The 18,866-nt window shown below is 66.6% G+C and carries 20 protein-coding genes and 3 tRNA genes; 19 read left to right on the top strand and 4 right to left on the bottom strand.

Features of this window, described 5'->3' with window-relative positions; all coding sequences use genetic code 11:
• Positions 1–6: 6 nt before the first annotated feature.
• The 5 genes from SGCZBJ_RS20875 to SGCZBJ_RS20855 all read left to right on the top strand — a co-directional run bounded on the left by SGCZBJ_RS20875 (position 7) and on the right by SGCZBJ_RS20855 (position 4,934).
• A complete protein-coding gene (locus tag SGCZBJ_RS20875) occupies positions 7–1,146 on the top strand; it encodes a DUF3089 domain-containing protein (RefSeq protein WP_101719859.1) in 1,140 nt (379 codons plus the stop codon).
• Positions 1,147–1,473: 327 nt separating this feature from the next.
• Positions 1,474–3,873 (top strand): endopeptidase La, encoded by a 2,400-nt coding sequence (lon, locus tag SGCZBJ_RS20870; protein ID WP_101719858.1) that lies wholly within the window; start codon positions 1,474–1,476, stop codon positions 3,871–3,873.
• Positions 3,874–4,019: 146 nt separating this feature from the next.
• Positions 4,020–4,298, top strand: a complete 279-nt coding sequence (locus tag SGCZBJ_RS20865; protein ID WP_058346343.1) for an HU family DNA-binding protein — start codon at positions 4,020–4,022, stop codon at positions 4,296–4,298.
• Between the two features lie 106 nt (positions 4,299–4,404).
• A tRNA-Val gene (locus tag SGCZBJ_RS20860) sits at positions 4,405–4,479 on the top strand.
• Between the two features lie 86 nt (positions 4,480–4,565).
• Positions 4,566–4,934, top strand: coding sequence for a GFA family protein (locus SGCZBJ_RS20855; protein WP_101719857.1), 369 nt, complete (start codon positions 4,566–4,568; stop codon positions 4,932–4,934).
• A gap of 129 nt (positions 4,935–5,063) precedes the next feature.
• Here SGCZBJ_RS20855 and SGCZBJ_RS20850 read toward each other — a convergent pair whose 3' ends face one another.
• Positions 5,064–6,314, bottom strand: coding sequence for a nucleotide disphospho-sugar-binding domain-containing protein (locus SGCZBJ_RS20850; protein ID WP_101719856.1), 1,251 nt, complete (start codon positions 6,312–6,314; stop codon positions 5,064–5,066).
• A 224-nt stretch (positions 6,315–6,538) separates the two neighbouring features.
• Here SGCZBJ_RS20850 and SGCZBJ_RS20845 point away from each other — a divergent pair, with 224 nt between their 5' ends.
• Positions 6,539–7,750, top strand: a complete 1,212-nt coding sequence (locus SGCZBJ_RS20845; protein WP_420808184.1) for a glycosyltransferase family 4 protein — start codon at positions 6,539–6,541, stop codon at positions 7,748–7,750.
• A gap of 16 nt (positions 7,751–7,766) precedes the next feature.
• On the opposite strand, the gene SGCZBJ_RS20840 is transcribed toward SGCZBJ_RS20845, so the two are convergent.
• The 3 genes from SGCZBJ_RS20840 to SGCZBJ_RS20830 form a co-directional block, all read right to left on the bottom strand.
• Positions 7,767–8,780 carry an LLM class flavin-dependent oxidoreductase gene (locus tag SGCZBJ_RS20840; protein ID WP_101719854.1) on the bottom strand — a complete coding sequence of 338 codons (1,014 nt, stop codon included), beginning with the start codon at positions 8,778–8,780 and terminating at the stop codon, positions 7,767–7,769.
• A gap of 138 nt (positions 8,781–8,918) precedes the next feature.
• Positions 8,919–8,995 (bottom strand) — tRNA-Asp (locus SGCZBJ_RS20835).
• A gap of 70 nt (positions 8,996–9,065) precedes the next feature.
• Positions 9,066–9,142, bottom strand: a tRNA-Asp gene (locus SGCZBJ_RS20830).
• Positions 9,143–9,342: 200 nt separating this feature from the next.
• On the opposite strand from SGCZBJ_RS20830, the gene SGCZBJ_RS20825 reads away from it, so the two are divergent.
• The 13 genes from SGCZBJ_RS20825 to nuoI are packed head-to-tail and all read left to right on the top strand — an operon-like array spanning position 9,343 to position 18,835.
• Entirely contained in the window at positions 9,343–9,720 is a 378-nt protein-coding gene (locus SGCZBJ_RS20825; RefSeq protein ID WP_101719853.1) for an NADH-quinone oxidoreductase subunit A, read from the top strand.
• Entirely contained in the window at positions 9,690–10,295 is a 606-nt protein-coding gene (locus tag SGCZBJ_RS20820) for a NuoB/complex I 20 kDa subunit family protein (RefSeq protein ID WP_101719852.1), read from the top strand. Before SGCZBJ_RS20825 ends, SGCZBJ_RS20820 begins: the two co-directional genes overlap by 31 nt.
• Complete coding sequence (locus SGCZBJ_RS20815; RefSeq protein ID WP_101719851.1) at positions 10,292–10,894, top strand: NADH-quinone oxidoreductase subunit C; 603 nt, start codon at positions 10,292–10,294, stop codon at positions 10,892–10,894. Before SGCZBJ_RS20820 ends, SGCZBJ_RS20815 begins: the two co-directional genes overlap by 4 nt.
• A gap of 3 nt (positions 10,895–10,897) precedes the next feature.
• On the top strand, positions 10,898–12,148 hold the full coding sequence (locus tag SGCZBJ_RS20810; protein WP_101719850.1) for an NADH-quinone oxidoreductase subunit D: 1,251 nt from the start codon (positions 10,898–10,900) through the stop codon (positions 12,146–12,148).
• On the top strand, positions 12,145–12,477 hold the full coding sequence (locus SGCZBJ_RS20805; RefSeq protein WP_101719849.1) for a nuclear transport factor 2 family protein: 333 nt from the start codon (positions 12,145–12,147) through the stop codon (positions 12,475–12,477). The genes SGCZBJ_RS20810 and SGCZBJ_RS20805 overlap by 4 nt, the downstream gene beginning before the upstream one ends.
• Entirely contained in the window at positions 12,474–13,157 is a 684-nt protein-coding gene (gene nuoE, locus SGCZBJ_RS20800) for an NADH-quinone oxidoreductase subunit NuoE (RefSeq protein ID WP_101719848.1), read from the top strand. Before SGCZBJ_RS20805 ends, nuoE begins: the two co-directional genes overlap by 4 nt.
• Positions 13,157–13,393 carry a hypothetical protein gene (locus SGCZBJ_RS20795; protein WP_101719847.1) on the top strand — a complete coding sequence of 79 codons (237 nt, stop codon included), beginning with the start codon at positions 13,157–13,159 and terminating at the stop codon, positions 13,391–13,393. Before nuoE ends, SGCZBJ_RS20795 begins: the two co-directional genes overlap by 1 nt.
• Positions 13,390–13,650 carry a hypothetical protein gene (locus SGCZBJ_RS20790; RefSeq protein WP_101719846.1) on the top strand — a complete coding sequence of 87 codons (261 nt, stop codon included), beginning with the start codon at positions 13,390–13,392 and terminating at the stop codon, positions 13,648–13,650. The genes SGCZBJ_RS20795 and SGCZBJ_RS20790 overlap by 4 nt, the downstream gene beginning before the upstream one ends.
• Positions 13,651–13,654: 4 nt before the next feature.
• Positions 13,655–14,974, top strand: a complete 1,320-nt coding sequence (nuoF, locus tag SGCZBJ_RS20785) for an NADH-quinone oxidoreductase subunit NuoF (protein ID WP_101719845.1) — start codon at positions 13,655–13,657, stop codon at positions 14,972–14,974.
• A 5-nt stretch (positions 14,975–14,979) separates the two neighbouring features.
• Entirely contained in the window at positions 14,980–17,040 is a 2,061-nt protein-coding gene (nuoG, locus tag SGCZBJ_RS20780) for an NADH-quinone oxidoreductase subunit NuoG (RefSeq protein ID WP_101719844.1), read from the top strand.
• 3 nt (positions 17,041–17,043) lie between these two features.
• A complete protein-coding gene (gene nuoH / locus SGCZBJ_RS20775; RefSeq protein WP_101719843.1) occupies positions 17,044–18,108 on the top strand; it encodes an NADH-quinone oxidoreductase subunit NuoH in 1,065 nt (354 codons plus the stop codon).
• Complete coding sequence (locus tag SGCZBJ_RS20770) at positions 18,105–18,347, top strand: hypothetical protein (protein WP_101712986.1); 243 nt, start codon at positions 18,105–18,107, stop codon at positions 18,345–18,347. Before nuoH ends, SGCZBJ_RS20770 begins: the two co-directional genes overlap by 4 nt.
• Positions 18,344–18,835 (top strand): NADH-quinone oxidoreductase subunit NuoI, encoded by a 492-nt coding sequence (gene nuoI / locus SGCZBJ_RS20765; RefSeq protein ID WP_058346359.1) that lies wholly within the window; start codon positions 18,344–18,346, stop codon positions 18,833–18,835. The genes SGCZBJ_RS20770 and nuoI overlap by 4 nt, the downstream gene beginning before the upstream one ends.
• Positions 18,836–18,866 lie beyond the last annotated feature (31 nt).

Here is an 18,866-nt window from a genome sequence, read left to right as displayed (position 1 = left end):
AGAGGCATGTCGGGACGCTTCAAGGGCTTCAAGCGCTGGATCTTCGCGGGATGCGTCCTCGTGCTGGGGATCGTCCTGACGGCGGCGTTCTACTGGCGCTATGACATCCTGCGCACGACGCTGGACCCGAAAGTTCCGTTCCAGACCTACGACCCGCCGCCGGCGCCCAACTACGCCGACCCGGCCGCCTGGGCGCTGCTGCCGCGAGGCGCGACCGGCATGGACCGCGCCGCCGACGTGTTCTTCGTCCACCCCACCACCTTCGACGGCGGGCGGGACTGGAACGCGCCCTTCGACCAGCCCAAGGCCGATCGCTATCTCAACCGCGTCGTGCTGCCCAACTACGCCGCGCCGTTCTCGCGGGTGGGGCGGATCTTCGCGCCGCACTATCGCCAGGCCAGCCTCTACACCTTCCTGACCCTGCGCGACGACGCCCGCGAGGCGCGCCGGTTCGCCTATGGCGATGTGCGCGACGCCTTCCGGGCCTGGCGCGACCACTATGACCAGGGACGGCCGCTGGTGCTGGTCGGGGTGGAGCAGGGCGGCAGCCTGCTGGCGCGCCTGGCGGCCGAGGAGATCGCGCCGGACCCCGCGCTGAAGGCGCGTCTGGCGGGCGTCTACCTGATCGAGACCGCCGTGCCGGCCGATGAATACGGTCCGGCCGCGACCATTCCCGCCTGCGCGCGTCGTGACGAGGCCGGCTGCGTCGTGGCCTGGGCCTCGCTGACCGACGGCGACTTCCAGAAGGCCCAGGAATGGCTGGGCCGCTCGCTGACCTGGAGGGGGGGCGACCAGTTGGAGAACCTCAACGGCCGCAAGCCGCTGTGCGTCAATCCGCTGCTCGGCGCCCAGACCGACGAGCGGGCACCGGCCCGGCTCAATCTGGGTTCGGTCAACGCCACGGGTCTGGAGTGGGGCGCGCGCCCGGCCTTCCTCAAGCGCCAGGTCTGGGCCCAGTGCGAGAACGGACTGCTGCACACCGGACGTCCCAAGTCGGCCTCGCTGCGCGACACGGGCTCGTGGACCGACCGCCGCAAGGTCGACGGATTCAATCTGTTCTGGGCCGATATCGAGGCGGACGCCGCCGCGCGGGTGGCGGCGCTGGGCAAGCAAGAGCCCCCGGTGATCAGGACGCCGGCGCCTTAGTGCTCCGCCATTGAGTGAGAAGAGGTCCAGACGGCCCGCGCCGCGGTGCAGCAGCGCATGATTTTACCGTCCAACCTCAAGCCAAGTCGCCGATCGTACCCTTTCCCGCCATCGTCCAGCTTGTTTTCCTGCAGCTTTGCCACCACGGCGCGACTTGTCGCCGCTGGAAGGCGAGCGCGCTTGAACCGCGTCGCAAAAGGTCCACATAAATAACGACCATCCGCCCAGTCCCGGGCGGACGGACTGTACGACTCAGGCGCATCGTCTGAAGTGACGGCAGTCCGCATGGCGAGGCGCGAGGTTCACGCGCCGGCCGGGAGTGAAAATATGTCTGAGATCCGTACGCTTCCTGTGTTGCCCCTGCGGGATATCGTTGTGTTCCCGCACATGGTGGTTCCGCTGTTCGTGGGCCGCGACAAGTCCGTGCGCGCCCTCGAGGAAGTGATGCGTGGCGACAAGCAGATCCTGCTCGTCACCCAGAAGAACAGCGCCGACGATGATCCGGCCCCCGGCGACATCTATGATGTCGGCGTGCTGGCCACCGTGCTTCAGCTGCTGAAACTGCCCGACGGCACCGTCAAGGTGCTGGTCGAGGGCAAGGGCCGCGCCGCGGTCGTGCGCTTCACCGACCAGGAAGCCTATTACGAGGCCCAGGTCGGCGAGGTCAGCGAGGACCAGGGCGCCGGCCCCGAGGCCGAGGCGCTCTCGCGCGCGGTCGTCGAGCAGTTCGAGAACTACGTCAAACTCAACAAGAAGGTGCCGCCCGAGGCCCTGGCCGCGATCCCGCAGATCGCCGAGCCGGGCAAGCTGGCCGACAGCATCGCCGCCCACCTGTCGGTGAAGATCGGCGACAAGCAGCACCTGCTGGAAATCTTCGACGTCACCAAGCGCCTGGAGAAGGTCTTCGCCCTCATGGAAGGCGAGATCTCGGTGCTGCAGGTCGAGAAGAAGATCCGCTCGCGCGTGAAGCGCCAGATGGAGAAGACCCAGCGCGAGTACTATCTGAACGAGCAGATGAAGGCGATCCAGCGCGAGTTGGGCGACCCCGACGACTCGCGCGACGAGCTGATTGAACTCGAAAAGCGCATCAAGAAGACCAAGCTTTCGAAGGAAGCCCGAGCCAAGGCCGAGGGCGAGCTGAAGAAGCTGCGCAACATGAGCCCGATGTCGGCCGAGAGCACGGTGGTCCGCAACTACCTGGACTGGCTGCTGTCGATCCCGTGGGGCAAGGCCAAGGGCAAGAAGATCGACCTCGCCGAGAGCGAGGACATCCTCGACGCCGACCACTACGGCCTGGAGAAGGTCAAGGAGCGGATCCTGGAATACCTGGCCGTGCAGGCCCGGACCAATTCGCTGAAGGGCCCGATCCTGTGCCTCGTCGGCCCTCCCGGCGTCGGCAAGACCTCGCTGGGCAAGTCGATCGCCAAGGCGACCGGCCGTGAGTTCGTGCGCATGAGCCTCGGCGGCGTGCGCGACGAGGCCGAGATCCGCGGCCACCGCCGCACCTACATCGGCTCGATGCCCGGCAAGGTCATCCAGTCGATGAAGAAGGCCAAGACCACCAACGCCTTCGTCCTGCTGGACGAGATCGACAAGATGGGCAGCGACTATCGCGGCGATCCCGCCTCGGCCCTGCTCGAAGTGCTCGATCCGTCGCAGAACTCGACCTTCGGCGACCACTACCTGGAGGTCGACTACGACCTGAGCCAGGTGATGTTCGTCACCACGGCCAACAGCCTGAACATGCCCCAGCCGCTGCTGGACCGCATGGAGATCATCCGCATCCCCGGCTACACCGAGGACGAGAAGCTGGAGATCGCCAAGCGCCACGTCCTGCCGAAGCTGGCCAAGGATCACGGCCTGAAGGACAGTGAGTTCATCGTTCCGGACGCGGCCATCCGCGACCTGATCCGCTACTACACCCGGGAAGCCGGCGTGCGGTCGCTGGAGCGGGAACTGGGCGCCCTGGCCCGCAAGACGGTGCGTGACCTGGCTCGCGAGAAGCTGACCAGCATCACCATCGACGACGCGCGCCTGGCCAAGTACGCCGGCGTCAAGAAGTACCGCTACGGCGAGACCGACGAAGTCGACCAGGTCGGCATCGTCACGGGCCTGGCCTGGACGGAGTTCGGCGGCGACATCCTGACCATCGAAGCCGTGAAGATGCCGGGCAAGGGCCGCATGACGGTCACCGGCAACCTCAAGGAGGTGATGAAGGAGTCGATCTCGGCAGCCAACAGCTATGTCCGCTCGCGCTCGGTGCAGTTCGGCATCAAGCCGCCGGTGTTCGAGAAGACTGACGTCCACATCCACGTGCCGGACGGCGCCACGCCCAAGGATGGTCCGTCGGCGGGTATCGCCATGGCGCTCGCCATGGTCTCGGTGCTGACGGGGATCCCGATCCGCAAGGACATCGCCATGACCGGCGAGATCACCCTGCGCGGCCGGGTCACGGCCATCGGCGGCCTGAAGGAGAAACTGCTGGCGGCCCTGCGTTCGGGCGTGAAGACCGTGCTGATCCCGCAGGAAAACGAGAAGGATCTCGTCGACGTGCCGGAAAGCGTGAAGTCGGGTCTCGAGATCATTCCGGTCTCGACGGTCGACGAAGTGCTCAAGCACGCCCTGGTCGGACCGCTGACTCCGGCCGAATGGAGCGAATCGGAGGAGCCGCTTTCGAGCCCCGCCAAGGCCGACGACGCCGGGGACGACGCAGTTCTTACGCACTGACAGTAACTTATTGTTGATAAGTAGGGCGGCGCGGGATCTTTCCGCGCCGCCTTCGTTTGACGGGGCTTGCGAAGCCCGCATACTTCCACGCGAGCGAAGCGGCGTAAGCTGTTGCAGCGCCGTCGCTTATTGGCTGGGAGACAAAAATGACCACGAAAGCCGAACTCGTCACGGCGATCGCCGAAAAGGCGGGCATCAACAAGAACCAGGCGAAGGACGCTCTGGAAGCTTTCATCGACACCGTCACCACTTCGCTGAAGTCGGGCTCGGACGTGCGTCTGGTGGGCTTCGGCACCTTCAAGGCCGTGACCCGCGCCGCTGGCACCGCGCGCAACCCGCGCACCGGCGAGACCGTCGAGCGTCCGGCCTCGAAGACCGCGCGCTTCCAGGTCGGCGAAGGCCTGAAGACCACCCTGAACGGCTGATCCCGTTTCGGATTTTGAGGGGCGGGGCGTTCGACGACGGCCCGCCCTTTTCTATGCGCGCTTCCCATGCCGCCCGACTGCGGCTAGAAGGCGCGACCCTGCGAAGGGGCGGTTAGCTCAGCGGTAGAGCGTCTCGTTTACACCGAGAGGGTCGGGGGTTCGATCCCCTCACCGCCCACCAGGATCTCCAGAGGCGCATGCTGACACTAGGCTGTCAGCGGCCCTTCGGCAGTCTCCCCGGCGTTCGACGCCACAAGGGAGATCGTCATGTCCGTCAAGGGAAGCTGCCACTGCGGCGCCATCCAGTTCGAGGTCGAGACCGCGCCGACCGAACTGACCGACTGCAACTGCTCGTTCTGTTCCAAGCGCGGCAATCTGGTCGCCTACTACCAGCCGTCCAGCTTCAAGCTGCTGACCGCGCGCGACCGGGTCTCGACCTATCAGTGGGGCGCGTACATGGGCGCGCACCATCATTGTTCGATCTGCGGCTGCGGCGCCTTCAGCCAGTTTCCCGACTTTAGCAGCGGCGAAGCCGACTACGAGAACCCGCGCGTCAGCATCAATGTGCGGCTGCTGGAGAATTTCGACCTGGCGCCGCTGCCTGTGGTTCATCTCAACGGGCGGGATGATTGGTGAGGGGCGAAGAACGTGCCGCCGTTTTGCGTCGTCATCCCGGAAAGCGCGTAGCGCTTATCCAGGACCCAGGGGCCGGCGCACTGCGTTGCTCGTGGGTCCCGGCCGCTTCGCTACAGCCGGGATGACGATTTAGAGCAAGCTCTCCAGCGCCTGGCCCGCACAGCGGCCCTCGGCGTCGGAAGCGATCTTCGCGCCCAGCGCCCTGGCCGCCTCGGCATAGGCCGGATCGTCCAGCAACCGCGTCAGCGCTTCACCGATCTTTTCGGGCGGGGCGTCCGGCGACAGGGTGATCGCCGCGCCGCGATGGGCGGCGCGCATGGCGTTGTCGTTCTGGTCGCGGCCCATGGGCAGGCACACCAGCGGAACCCCGGCCATCAACGGGCGCAAGGTCGAGCCGTGGCCGGCGTGGGTGACGAAGGCGGCGGCCTGGTTCAGGACTGCGCCGTGCGGCGCGCTGCGGACGATCGCGATGTGAGGCGGCGCCTCGAATTCGGCAGGGTCCAGCGTCGGTCCGGTCGTGACCAGGGCGCGGACGGGCAGGGCGGATAGGGCGGCGATGACGTTGCGCAGCGTCTTTTCCTGCGCCTGGTAGAGGCTGGAGAACGACACAACGACCAGCGGCGCGTCGCCTTCCGGCAGCGGGGCCGGCTCCACCCAGGCCGGATCGGCGAGATAGGGGCCGACATACGCGAACGGGGCGGGCAGCGGATCGGGCGCGAAATCGAAGGCGGGGCTGGTGGCCAGCAGGATCGCGTCGGCGGCCTCGAACTGGGCGAAAAGATCGTCTAGCGGCGCAAGATCGTGCGCGGCGCGGGCCGCGTTCAGCGCGGGCAGGCCGGACTGGAAGAGGCCGCGCGCCATCTGGGCGACCACGGCGTGCATGGCCTTCTCCTGGTCGTCGGCCGCCGGCGCCATCCCGGCCCCGAACGGCGGCGCGCCGGCCAGGTTGGGCAGCGACCAGATGTTGGCCGACAGCAGGGCGAGCTTGGTCCCGCGCGCCTGGGCCGCGACCATCACGCCCAGCAGCAGTTCCTGGGTGACGATGACTTTGGCCGGGAAAGCGTCCAAGGCCTCGAGCACGTCATGGGCGTAGGCGCCGGCAGGACCGGTCATGACCCGTTCGAGCAGGCGCTCGATCACCGCCATGGGGTTGTCGGCCTCGAAGTCGCGCAGGCGGTCGTCGTCGCGGGACTTGCCGGTCTGGAACGGCGCGGTCGTCCAGGCGCGGAAGGGAACGCCGAGGGCGGCGGCGTCGCCGGCGTTGGCCGGATCGCTGATCGCCAGCACGTCGTGGCCACGCGCGATCATGTCGGCGGCGGCCATCAGGAGCGGCTGCACGTGGCCGCCGCCTTCCCAGGTGGTGAACAGAAAACGCGCCATGTCGGATACCCCCGTTTGGCTCCTCCTACGACGCGGGAGCCGTTCAATCCAGGCGAACCGAAATATGGTTTTTGCGCCGGTGCGCGACGCGACGTAGGGTGGCGTTACGCGGCTGGACAACGGTCCAGCTTCGGAGGAACCTCCCGGCGCTCGGGCACCTTATCGCTTGGCGGCCGCGCAAGACGGCTCCCTCTGCAGTAGCGAGGTACGGCGTGATCGATCTTCTGCTGACTCCCCCGCCGAGCCCCGAGGCCGGCGCGCCGCAGGACCAGATTCGATCAAGCCCGCGGCGGCCCGCCCGTCTCATCGATACGACGATGCTCTATGCCCCGCGCAGCGGCGGCGTGCGCCGCTATCTGAACGCCAAGCGCGCCTGGCTGGCGCAGAATCGGCCCGGCGTGCGCCACACCCTGGTGGTCCCGGGGCCGCGCGACGCCCATGACGGCCATGGCCGCGTGTCGATCTACGCCGCGCCGCTGCCGTTCGGCGACGGCTATCGCTGGCCGATCGGCAAGACCAGCTGGATGGAACGCCTGATCCGCCAGCGGCCCGACGTCATCGAGGCCGGCGATCCCTACACGCCGGGCCTGGCCGCGCTGAAGGCCGGCGACGCCCTGGGCGTGCCGGTCGTCGGCTTTTGCCACACCGATCTTGGCGCCCTGGCGGCGCTGCACATCGGCGAATGGGCCGAAAAGCCCGTCCAGAAGCGCTGGGCGGCGATCTATCGCCAGTTCGACCAGGCCGTGGCGCCCAGCCACTTCATCGCCGGACGCCTGATCGAGGCGGGGGTTCGCGACGCCATCGGCCTGCCGCTGGGCGTCGACGTCGACACCTTCCACCCGGCGCGCGGCGACCGGGCGGCGCTGCGCAAGCGACTGGGCCTGACCGATCGTCACCGAATCCTCGTCTTCGCCGGTCGTCCGGCGCGGGAAAAGAAGCTCGACGTGCTGGTCGACGCCGTCGAGCGGCTGGGCGAGCCCTATGTGCTGCTGCTGATCGGGGCCGGCGCTGGCGCGCGGGCCAGCGATCGGGTGATTTCGATGGACTATCAGCGCGATCCCGAGGCGCTGGCCGCGATTCTGGCCGGCTGCGACGCCTTCGTCCACGCCAACGACAACGAGCCGTTCGGCCTGATCGTGCTGGAGGCCATGGCCTGCGGCCTGCCGGTGGTGGGGGTGGCGGCCGGCGGCGTGGCCGAAAGCGTCGATGATGACGTCGGGATTCTGGCCCAGGCGTCGGAAGGCGGGGTGTTCGCAGAGGCGATCGAGGCCCTGTTCGCCCGCGACCTGGTCGCCTTGGGGCAGGCTGCGCGGCTGAGGGCCGAGACCCGCCACGGCTGGACGCCGGTGTTCGAGCGCCTGACGGAAATCTACGGCCGGCTGAGCGGCGCGCGGGCCTTTCTTGGCGAAGCGGCCGCGGCGGCCGCCTCGCACTAGATAGAAAGAGAAGGCCTCAGGCCGCCTTGCGCAGATCGTCGCGCAAGGTCGCCAGGATCTCGTAGCTGCGCAGGCGCGCGGCGTGGTCGTGAATCTGCGAGGCGGCCATCACCTCGTCGGCGCCGGTGGCCTCGATAACCGCCCGCAGCTTGGCCGCCACGGTCGTGGGCGAACCGATCGCTGAATAGCGGAAGGTGTTGTTCACGCCGGCCAGCTCGGCGGGCGAGGCGATGGCGGTGATGTCGTCGACCGGCGGCGGCAGCAGGCCGGGGTTGCCGCGGCGCAGGGCCAGGAACTGCTGCTGGGTCGAGGTGTGCAGGCGCTGGGCCTCCTCGTCGGTGTCGGCCGCGCAGACCCCGATGCAGATCATGAAGTAGGGCTTTTCGAGCTGGGCCGACGGGCGGAAGCCGCGGCGATAGACCTCGACGGCCTGCATCAGCTGTTCCGGTGCGAAGTGGGCGGCGAAGGCGTAGGGCAGGCCAAGCGCCGCGGCCAGCTGCGCGCCATAGGTGCTGGAACCCAGCAGCCACAGGGGCACGTCCTGGCCTTCGCCGGGAATCGCGCGCACCGCCTGGTCTTCCGTGGCCGGCTTGAACCAGTGCTGCAGCTCCACGACGTCCTCGGCGAAGCGGTCCACCGAGCCGGCATAGCGGCGCAGAGCGCGGATCGTGGCCTGGTCGGTGCCCGGCGCGCGGCCCAGGCCCAGGTCGATTCTGCCTGGATGCAGCGCCGCGAGCGTGCCGAAAGCCTCGGCGATCATCAGCGGCGCGTGGTTCGGCAGCATGATGCCGCCCGATCCGACTCGAATTTTCTGGGTTCCGGCGGCGACGTGACCGATCACCACGGTTGTGGCGGCGCTGGCGATACCGGGCATGTTGTGGTGCTCGGCCAGCCAATACCTGTGGAAACCTAGCGACTCGGCATGTCGCGCCAGGTCCAAAGTATTGGCGAGCGCTTTACTGACCGTTGTTCCTTGAGGAACCGGCGACAGATCGAGGACGGAAAAAGGGATATCAACGGACTGGGTCATGCCCGCTACATCGGGATGCGACCGGTCGGTAACAACCGTCTGGCGACACAATTTGTCGCAGTCGTTCCAGCGGACGCGCGCGCAAACGGCAGCGCTCGGCGCTTAAACGGGCAACTTAAAAAATGGGGGAGGGGAAAGTGGCGCGAATGACGGGGCTCGAACCCGCGACCTCCGGCGTGACAGGCCGGCGCTCTAACCAACTGAGCTACATCCGCGTCGCGTAAGGTCGCTAAACCCTACGAAGCGCTCGCTTTTTACCTCGGATCGCTACCTTCCAGAAGAAGGTGGCGCGAATGACGGGGCTCGAACCCGCGACCTCCGGCGTGACAGGCCGGCGCTCTAACCAACTGAGCTACATCCGCATTTGCTGTCCGCCGAGGCGGAAGTGCGACCCGCCGTGCGGCGAGGGGCGTCTGATATGTCGGGCCGAGACTCGTGTCAACGGCGATGTCGCAGAACCTGTGGATGGCTTGTAGTTGCGATCGTTTCTCAATGTGCCCCAGGCGTTTGAAGCGTGGGAAATGCTGGGCTACAACGCGGCCGATTCAAGCCAAGGGCTGTCATGACCGCCTTCCTTCTCCAGTATCTGCCGATCGTGATCTTCATCGGGATCGCGGCCGTTATCGGCATCGTCTTCATGTTGGCCGCCGCCGTGCTCGCGCCCAAGGCGCCGGACCCGGAAAAGCTGTCCGCGTACGAATGCGGCTTCAACGCCTTCGACGATGCGCGCATGAAGTTCGACGTCCGGTTCTACCTGGTGTCGATCCTCTTCATCATCTTCGACCTCGAAGTGGCGTTCCTGTTTCCGTGGGCCGTCACGCTGCTGAAGTTGCCGCACGACGTCGCCGCCTACGCCTTCTGGTCCATGCTGGCCTTCCTGGGCGTTCTGACCGTCGGCTTTATCTACGAATGGAAGAAGGGCGCCCTCGAATGGGAGTGATCGTTCCCGCCAACAGCTCGCCCGTCGCTCCGGCCGGCGCCGCTGGCCGCTCGACCGTGCAAGGCTATGACCCCAAGCTGCACGACGCCTTCTTTGACGGCGTCTCCCAGCAGCTGGCCGACAAGGGCTTCATCACGGCCGCCGCCGACGACCTCATCACCTGGGCCCGCACCGGCTCGCTGATGTGGATGACGTTCGGCCTGGCCTGCTGCGCCGTCGAGATGATGCACTCGGCCATGCCGCGCTACGACCTGGAGCGCTACGGCTTCGCCCCGCGCGCCAGCCCGCGTCAGTCGGACGTGATGATCGTCGCCGGCACCCTGACCAACAAGATGGCTCCGGCTCTGCGCAAGGTCTACGACCAGATGCCCGAGCCCCGCTACGTCATCTCGATGGGCAGCTGCGCCAACGGCGGCGGCTACTACTATTACAGCTACAGCGTCGTGCGCGGCTGCGACCGCGTCGTGCCGATCGACATCTACGTGCCGGGCTGCCCGCCCACGGCCGAAGCGCTCGTCTACGGCGTGCTGCAGCTCCAGAAGAAGATCCGTCGCACGGGGACCATCGAGCGATGAGCCAAGACCTCGAAGCCCTCGGCCAGGCGATCGTCGCCAACTCGGCCGGCGCGATCTCGTCGTATCACGTGGCGTTCGGCGAGCTGAACGTGCTGGGTTCGACCAACCGCGTGGTCGAACTGTTGACCTACCTGCGCGATCACCCCGACTACCGCTTCCACCAGCTGGTGGACCTGACGGCGGTCGACTACCCCGAGCGCGCCGCGCGCTTCGACGTGGTCTACCACCTGCTGTCGATGGTGAAGAACGTCCGCATCCGCGTGAAGGTGCAGACCGACGAAGACACCCCGGTCCCGAGCGCCACGCCGGTGTTCCCGGTCGCCGACTGGTTCGAGCGCGAAGTGTTCGACATGTACGGCGTGTTCTTCGAAGGCCACCCCGACCTGCGCCGCATCCTCACGGACTACGGTTTCCACGGCCACCCGCTGCGGAAAGACTTCCCGATGACCGGTTATGTCGAGGTCCGCTACGACGACGAGCTCAAGCGCGTCGTCTACGAACCCGTGAAGATCACCGAGTACCGCGCATTCGACTTCCTCTCTCCGTGGGAGGGCGCCAAGTACGCTCTGCCGGGCGACGAGAAGGCGGAGAAGGCTTAAGTCATGACTGGCACGAACGCTCCCGCCGCGGCGACCGACTTCTTCCGCGACGAACCGACCGTTCCGGCGATCCCGGAAACCCCGGTCCGCAAGTTCAACATCAACTTCGGCCCCCAGCACCCGGCCGCGCACGGCGTGCTGCGCCTGGTGCTGGAGCTCGACGGTGAAATCGTCGAACGCGTCGATCCGCACATCGGCCTGCTGCACCGCGGCACCGAGAAGCTGATGGAAGCGCGCACCTACCTGCAGAACATCCCGTACTTCGACCGCCTCGACTACGTGGCGCCGATGAACCAGGAACACGCCTTCTGCATGGCGATCGAAAAGCTGCTGGGCGTGGAAGTGCCCAAGCGCGGCCAGATCGTCCGCGTGCTGTTCTGCGAAATCGGCCGCATCCTGAACCACCTGCTGAACGTGACGACCCAGGCCATGGACGTCGGCGCCTTGACGCCGCCGCTCTGGGGCTTCGAAGAGCGCGAAAAGCTGATGATCTTCTACGAGCGCGCCTGCGGCGCTCGTCTGCACGCCAACTACTTCCGTCCGGGCGGCGTCCACCAGGACCTGACCCCCGAACTGATCGACGACATCGAGAGCTGGGCGAAAGCCTTCCCGAAGGTGTGCGACGACATCGAGGGCCTGATCACCGACAACCGCATCTTCAAGCAGCGCAACGTCGACATCGGCGTCGTGAGCAAGGAAGACGCCTGGGCCTGGGGCTTCTCGGGCGTGATGGTGCGCGGTTCGGGCATTGCCTGGGACCTGCGCCGCAACCAGCCGTACGAGAACTACAACGAGTTCGAGTTCGACATCCCGCTGGGCAAAAACGGCGACTGCTACGATCGCTATCTCTGCCGCATGCAGGAAATGCGCGAGAGCACCAAGATCATCCTGCAGGCCGTGGCCATGCTGCGCGCCACGCCGGGCCCGGTGCTGAGCGAGGACAACAAGGTCAGCCCGCCCCGTCGCGCCGAGATGAAGCGCTCGATGGAAGCCCTGATCCACCACTTCAAGCTCTACACCGAGGGCTTCAAGACGCCGGAAGGCGAGGTCTACGCGGCCGTCGAAGCCCCCAAGGGTGAGTTCGGCGTCTACGTCGTCAGCAACGGCACCAACAAGCCGTACCGCTGCAAGATCAAGGCCCCGGGCTTCTCGCACCTGGCCGCCATGGACTGGATGAACCGCGGCCACCAGCTGGCCGACGTTTCGGCCATCCTGGGCTCGCTCGACATCGTGTTCGGCGAGGTCGACCGATGAGCCTCGAGACCATCGCCCAGGCCCAGCTCGACGCCTACAACGCCCAGGATCTGGACGCCCACTGCGCCCACTTCTCGGACGATGTGGTCGTCGCCGGCCTGAACGGCGAGGTGGCGCGTACGGGCATCGAGGCCTATCGCGCCTTCTACGCCAAGACCTTCGCCGAGTTCCCCAGGAACAACGCCAAGCTGCTGAACCGCATCGTGGTCGGCTCGAACGTGATCGATCACGAGCACGTCGACCGCGGCAACGGCGACGAACCCTTCCAGGTCGCCGCCATCTACACCTTCAAGGGCGACAAGATCGTCCGCGTGGATTTCGCCCGATGAGCGTCCGTCGTCTCGCCAAGGAACAGCCCGAGAGCTTCGCTTTCTCGAAGGAAAGCCAGGCCAAGGCCGACTGGTGGAAAGCCAAGTACCCCGCCGCCCGCAAGCAGTCGGCGGTCATTCCGATGCTGTGGCTGGCCCAGAAGCAAGAAGGCTGGGTGCAAGAGCCCGCGATCCAGGAGATTGCGCGCCAGCTTGAGATGCCGGTCATCCGCGTTCTCGAAGTGGCGACCTTCTACGTGATGTTCCAGCTGGCTCCGGTGGGTAAGACCGCCTTCGTCCAGCTGTGCGGCACCACGCCGTGCCAGCTGCGCGGCGCGCTCGACCTGCGCTCGGTGCTGGAGAAGAAGATCGGTCCGGCTCACAGCGTGTCGGCCGACGGCAAGTTCAGCTGGGAAGAGGTCGAGTGCCTCGGCGCCTGCTGCAACGCCCCGATGGCCGCCATCAACGACTACTACTATGAAGACCTGACGCCGGAGAGCCTGGCGCAGATCCTCGACGACTTCGCCGCGGGCAAGGCCCCGCAGCCGGGCAGCTACGAAGGCCGCAAGTCCTCGGAGCCCAAGGACAAGATCCAGACCCTGACCGATCCGAAGCTGTACGACGGCTCGGCGGCCAAGAAGATCAAGATCCCGAACCTGCCCGAGGCGCCCAAGAAGACCAAGGCGGAGCCCGCCGCCTGATGACCGACGTGGCCGTCCAACAGAAGAAGCGCTTCACGACGATGATCGCCATCGACGTCGTGTGCTTCCTGCTGGCCGGCGCGGCGATCGTCGGCCACGTGGCCTTCGGCGTGGGCTGGCTGCTGCCGGTCTTCGTCCTGGCGATCGTGGCGGGGCTTGGAGCCCAGATCTGGTTCGTGGTCGGGTGGCTGAAGGCCACGAGGCCGCAGGATCCGCAAGCGGGGAGGGCGCCATGAGCGACGACCTCGCCGACAAGCGGCGGGCCTATGTGGCCACGATCCGGAGCCTGTACCGCAAGGAGCGGGCCTTCGGGTTCCTGGCCAGCCTGGCCGGGGTGCTGCTGCTGATCTGGGGCCGGGAGGTCCCCGGCGCGCCAGCCTGGGCTACGCCCACAGGTCTTTTGGTGATCGGCGCCGGTTGGCTGCTTTTCGCCTATGTCATCGTCCGGCGGACGCGCTATGTCCGCACCCATCCATTCGATCCGCAAAGCTAGAGTCATGGTCGGTATCCTCGAAGACAAGGATCGCATCTTCACCAACCTTTACGGGCTCCAGGACTGGGGTCTGGAAGGTGCGAAGGCGCGCGGTTGCTGGAACGGCACCAAGGATATTCTGGACGCCGGGCGCGACTGGATCATCGAGAACATGAAGAACTCCGGTCTGCGAGGCCGTGGGGGTGCTGGTTTCTCGACCGGTCTGAAGTGGTCCTTCATGCCCAAGGAAGTGAAGGAAGGTCGTCCGCACTACCTCGTCGTCAACGCCGACGAGTCCGAGCCGGGCACCTGCAAGGACCGGGAGATCATGCGGCATGACCCGCACCTCCTGATCGAGGGTTGCCTGATCGCCTCGCGCGCCATGCTGGCCCACGCCTGCTACATCTACATCCGCGGCGAGTACGTCTTCGAGCGCGAGCGCCTGGAAGCGGCGATCAAGCAGGCCTACGAGGCCAAGCTGGTCGGCAAGGACAACATTCACGGCTGGGACTTCGACATCTACGTCCACCACGGTGCCGGCGCGTACATCTGTGGTGAAGAGACCGCCCTGCTGGAAAGCCTGGAAGGCAAGAAGGGCCAGCCGCGCCTGAAGCCGCCGTTCCCGGCCGGCGCCGGTCTCTACGGCATGCCGACCACGGTCAACAACGTCGAGAGCATCGCGGTGGCCGGCACGATCCTGCGCCGCGGCGCGTCGTGGTTCGCCGGCTTCGGCCGTCAGAACAATGCCGGCACCAAGCTGTTCTGCGTCTCGGGCCACGTGAACCTGCCCTGCAACGTCGAAGAAGCCATGAGCATCCCCTTCCGTCAGCTGATGGAAGACCACTGCGGCGGCATCCGCGGCGGCTGGGGCAACCTGAAGGCCGTCATCCCGGGCGGTTCGTCGGTTCCGATGATCCCCGCCGAGCAGTGCGAAGACCTGCCGATGGACTTCGACGCCCTGCGTAACCTGAAGTCGGGCCTGGGCACCGCCGCCGTCATCGTCATGGACAAGTCCACCGACCTGGTCCGCGCCATCGCCCGCCTGTCGTACTTCTACAAGCACGAGAGCTGCGGCCAGTGCACGCCGTGCCGCGAAGGCACCGGCTGGATGTGGCGCGTCATGGAGCGCATGGCCACCGGCGAAGCCGATCCGAAGGAAATCGACACCCTTCTGGACGTCACGACCCAGGTCGAGGGTCACACCATCTGCGCCCTGGGCGACGCGGCCGCTTGGCCGATCCAGGGCCTGTTCCGTCACTTCCGCCACGAGGTGGAGGACCGGATCGCATCCTATCGTAGCGGTCGCCTGCACGTGCAGGGCGCCAAGCTGATCGCGGCGGAGTAACGAGAATGGCAATCGCCAAGGTCAACGGCGTCGAGGTCGAGTTCGAACCCGGCATGACGGTTCTGCAGGTCGCGGAACTGGCTGGGGAAGAGATCCCGCGCTTCTGCTATCACGAGCGTCTGAGCATCGCCGGCAACTGCCGCATGTGCCTGGTCGAGGTTAAGCCCGGTCCGCCGAAGCCGCAGGCTTCGTGCGCCCTGCCGGCCGCCGAGGGCCAGGAGATCTTCACCAACACCCCGATGGTCAAGAAGGCCCGCGAAGGTGTGATGGAGTTCCTGCTCATCAACCACCCGCTGGACTGCCCGATCTGCGATCAGGGCGGCGAGTGCGACCTTCAGGACCAGGCCGTCGGCTACGGCCGTGACGACAGCCGCTACGACGAGAACAAGCGCGCGGTCGAAGAGAAGGCCATGGGCCCGCTCATCAAGACCGTGATGACGCGCTGCATCCAGTGCACCCGCTGCGTACGCTTCATCACCGAAGTCGCCGGCTCGCCGGAAATCGGCCTGATCTCGCGCGGCGAAGACGTTGAAATCACGACCTACCTGGGCGCCGCGGTGACCTCGGAACTGTCGGCCAACGTCATCGACCTGTGCCCAGTCGGCGCCCTGACCTCCAAGCCGTACGCCTTCGAAGCCCGTCCGTGGGAACTGAAGAAGACCGAAAGCATCGACGTGATGGACGCGCTTGGCTCGTCGATCCGCGTCGACGGCCGCGCCAACGCCGTGCTGCGCGTGCTGCCGCGCATCAACGAGGAGGTCAACGAAGAGTGGATCTCCGACAAGACCCGCTACGCCGTCGACGGCCTGCAGCGCCAGCGCCTCGACCGTCCGTACGTCCGCGTCGACGGCAAGCTGAAGCCGGCCAGCTGGGCTGAAGCCTTCGCCGCCGTCGCCGCCAAGATCAAGGCGACCGCCCCTGAGCGCATTGGCGTCATCGCCGGCGACCTGCAGGACGCCGAAAGCCTGAAGGCGACCAAAGACCTCTTCACCGCCCTGGGCGTGAAGAACCTCGACGCCCGCCAGGACGGCGTCGCCCTGGGCGCCGGCCCGCGCGAGAGCTGGCTGTTCAACTCGACCATCGCCGGCATCGAAGACGCCGACGTCGTCCTGTTCGTCGGCAGCAACCCGCGCCTCGAGGCTCCGGTCCTCAACGCCCGCTTCCGCAAGCAGTGGATCGCCGGCAAGACCCGCTTCGGCGTCATCGGCGAGCAAGCCGACCTGACCTTCGACTACGACTACCTCGGCGCCGGCGCCAAGACCCTGTCGGGCCTGGCCAAGGCCAAGAACGACTTCGTCGCCGCCTTCAAGGCCGCCGAGCGTCCCGCGATCATCATCGGCCAGGGCGCCATCGCCCGCGCCGACGGCGCGGCGATCCTCAAGGCCGCCGCCGACCTCGCCAAGACCTTCAAGGTCGTCCGCGAAGGCTGGAACGGCTGGAACGTGCTGCACACCGCCGCCGCCCGCGTGGCCGGCCTCGACCTGGGCTTCGTCCCGGCCGAGGGTGGCCTGGCCGCCGGCGACATGCTGAAGCCGGGCGCGCTGGACGTGCTGTTCCTGCTGGGCGCCGACGAGTGCGAAAGCGCCGCCAGCGACGCCTTCAAGATCTATCTCGGCACCCACGGCGACGCCGGCGCCCACAAGGCCGACGTCATCCTGCCGGGCGCCGCCTATACCGAAAAGAACGGCCTGTACGTCAACACCGAAGGCCGCGTCCAAATGGGCAAGCGCGCCGTGTTCCCGAAGGGCGAGGCCAAGGAAGACTGGTCGATCCTGCGGGCGCTGTCGGAAACCCTGGGCCACAAGCTGCCGTACGACAGCCTGGATCAACTGCGCGCCAAGCTGTTCGCCGATCACCCGACCTTCGGCCAGATCGACTTCGCCCCGGGCTCGGTTCCGACCGTGTTCGACCTCGCCGCCGTCGGCGGGGAAGGGGAGGCGACCGAGGCTCCGTTCGAGAGCCCGGTGAAGGCCTTCCACCTGACCAATCCCATCGCGCGCGCCAGCGTGACCATGGCCGAGTGCGCGGCCAACGTCTCGGCCGCCTCCAAGATCGCCGCGGAGTAAGCCGTGAACGAGATCAATCCGCTTCTCTGGTTCGGCCTCACGCTCGGCGGCATCCTGCTGGTCGTGATCTGGGTCCTGCTGAGCCTGGCCTTCCTGCTGCTGGCCGACCGCAAGATCTGGGCCGGCGTCCAGATGCGCAAGGGCCCCAACGTCGTTGGTCCCTTCGGCCTGCTTCAGTCGTTCGCCGACTTCGGCAAGTTCGTGCTGAAGGAAATCGTCATCCCGGCCGGCGCCGACAAGGCCATCTTCCTGCTGGCCCCGCTGATCAGCCTGGTCCTAGGCTTCATCGGCTGGGCCGTGGTGCCGTTCGCGCCTGGCTGGGTCGTCTCCAACCTGAACGTCGGCATTCTCTACCTGCTGGCGATGAGCTCGCTGGGCGTCTACGGCATCATCATGGGCGGCTGGGCTTCGAACTCGAAGTACCCGTTCCTGGGCGCGCTGCGCTCGGCGGCGCAGATGGTGTCGTACGAAGTGTCGATCGGCCTGATCATCATCACGGTGATCCTGCTGGCCGGCTCGATGAACCTGTCGACGATCGTCGAGGCTCAGTCGGGCTGGATCTGGAACTGGAACGTCTTCGGCGGCGGCCTCAAGAACATCGTCCTGCTGCCGGTCATGGTGATCGCCATGGGCATGTTCTACATCTCGGCCCTGGCCGAGACGAACCGCCCTCCGTTCGACCTGCCGGAAGCTGAATCCGAACTCGTGGCCGGCTACCAGGTCGAGTATTCCTCGACCCCGTACCTGCTGTTCATGGTCGCCGAATATTCGAACATCGTTCTGATGTGCGCCATGATCAACGTGCTGTTCTTCGGCGGCTGGAACCCCGGCTTCCCGACGGACTTCATGGCGACCTGGCCGACGTTCGCGGCCAACCTGCTGCTGGCCTTGGTGTTCTACGCCAAGATCTGCTTCTGGTTCTTCATGTTCGCCATGGCCAAGGCCATCGTGCCCCGCTACCGCTACGACCAACTGATGCGCCTGGGCTGGAAGGTCTTCCTGCCGATGTCGCTGGTCCTGGTCGTCCTGGTCGCGGCCTGGCGCGTCTTCTCGCCGGTGGCGGGATGAGGCGTCCGCTCGTCCTGGCCCTGACGGGGCTGGTCCTGATGTCGACGGGCGCCTGCGCGTCCGTCGCCGAGGACCGCTCCTATTCGCTGGGGCGAGGGATCGTGAACTACGACGAGCTGCGTCGGGCCGGCGACAAGTGCCAGGCCGAAGGCGGATCGTTGCAAGCCAAGATGGACGGGGGAGATCCCGCCCAGCTTTCGAACTACACCTGCGTCATTCCGAAGGTTAAGCGGCCATGATGAGTCGTATCACCCAAGCCGTCAAAGGCGTCGCCCTGCTGGACTTCGCAGGCGCCTTCGGCCTGGCCATGAAGTATCTGGTCGCGCCGAAGAAGACCGTGATCTATCCGAACGAGCGCGGCCCGCAGTCGCCTCGTTTCCGCGGCGAGCACGCCCTGCGTCGCTATCCCAACGGGGAAGAGCGCTGCATCGCCTGCAAGCTGTGCGAGGCCATCTGCCCGGCCCAGGCGATCACCATCGAGGCCGAACCGCGCGAGGACGGCAGCCGCCGCACGACCCGGTACGACATCGACATGGTCAAGTGCATCTACTGCGGCCTGTGCCAGGAGGCCTGCCCGGTGGACGCCATCGTCGAAGGCCCGAACATCGAGTTCGCGGTCGAGACGCGTGAAGAGCTCTACTACGACAAGGAAAAGCTGCTCGACAACGGTGACCGTTGGGAACGGCTGATCGCGAAGAATCTGGAGTTGGACGCTCCGTACCGCTAAACGGTCGGCGCGAATCCGAGTTGGCGGCGTG

The organism is Caulobacter zeae (assembly GCF_002858925.1).
GTDB lineage: Bacteria > Pseudomonadota > Alphaproteobacteria > Caulobacterales > Caulobacteraceae > Caulobacter > Caulobacter zeae.
The sequence above is the reverse complement of the archived record's forward strand: the minus strand, read 5'-3'. Positions and strand labels throughout refer to the sequence as shown.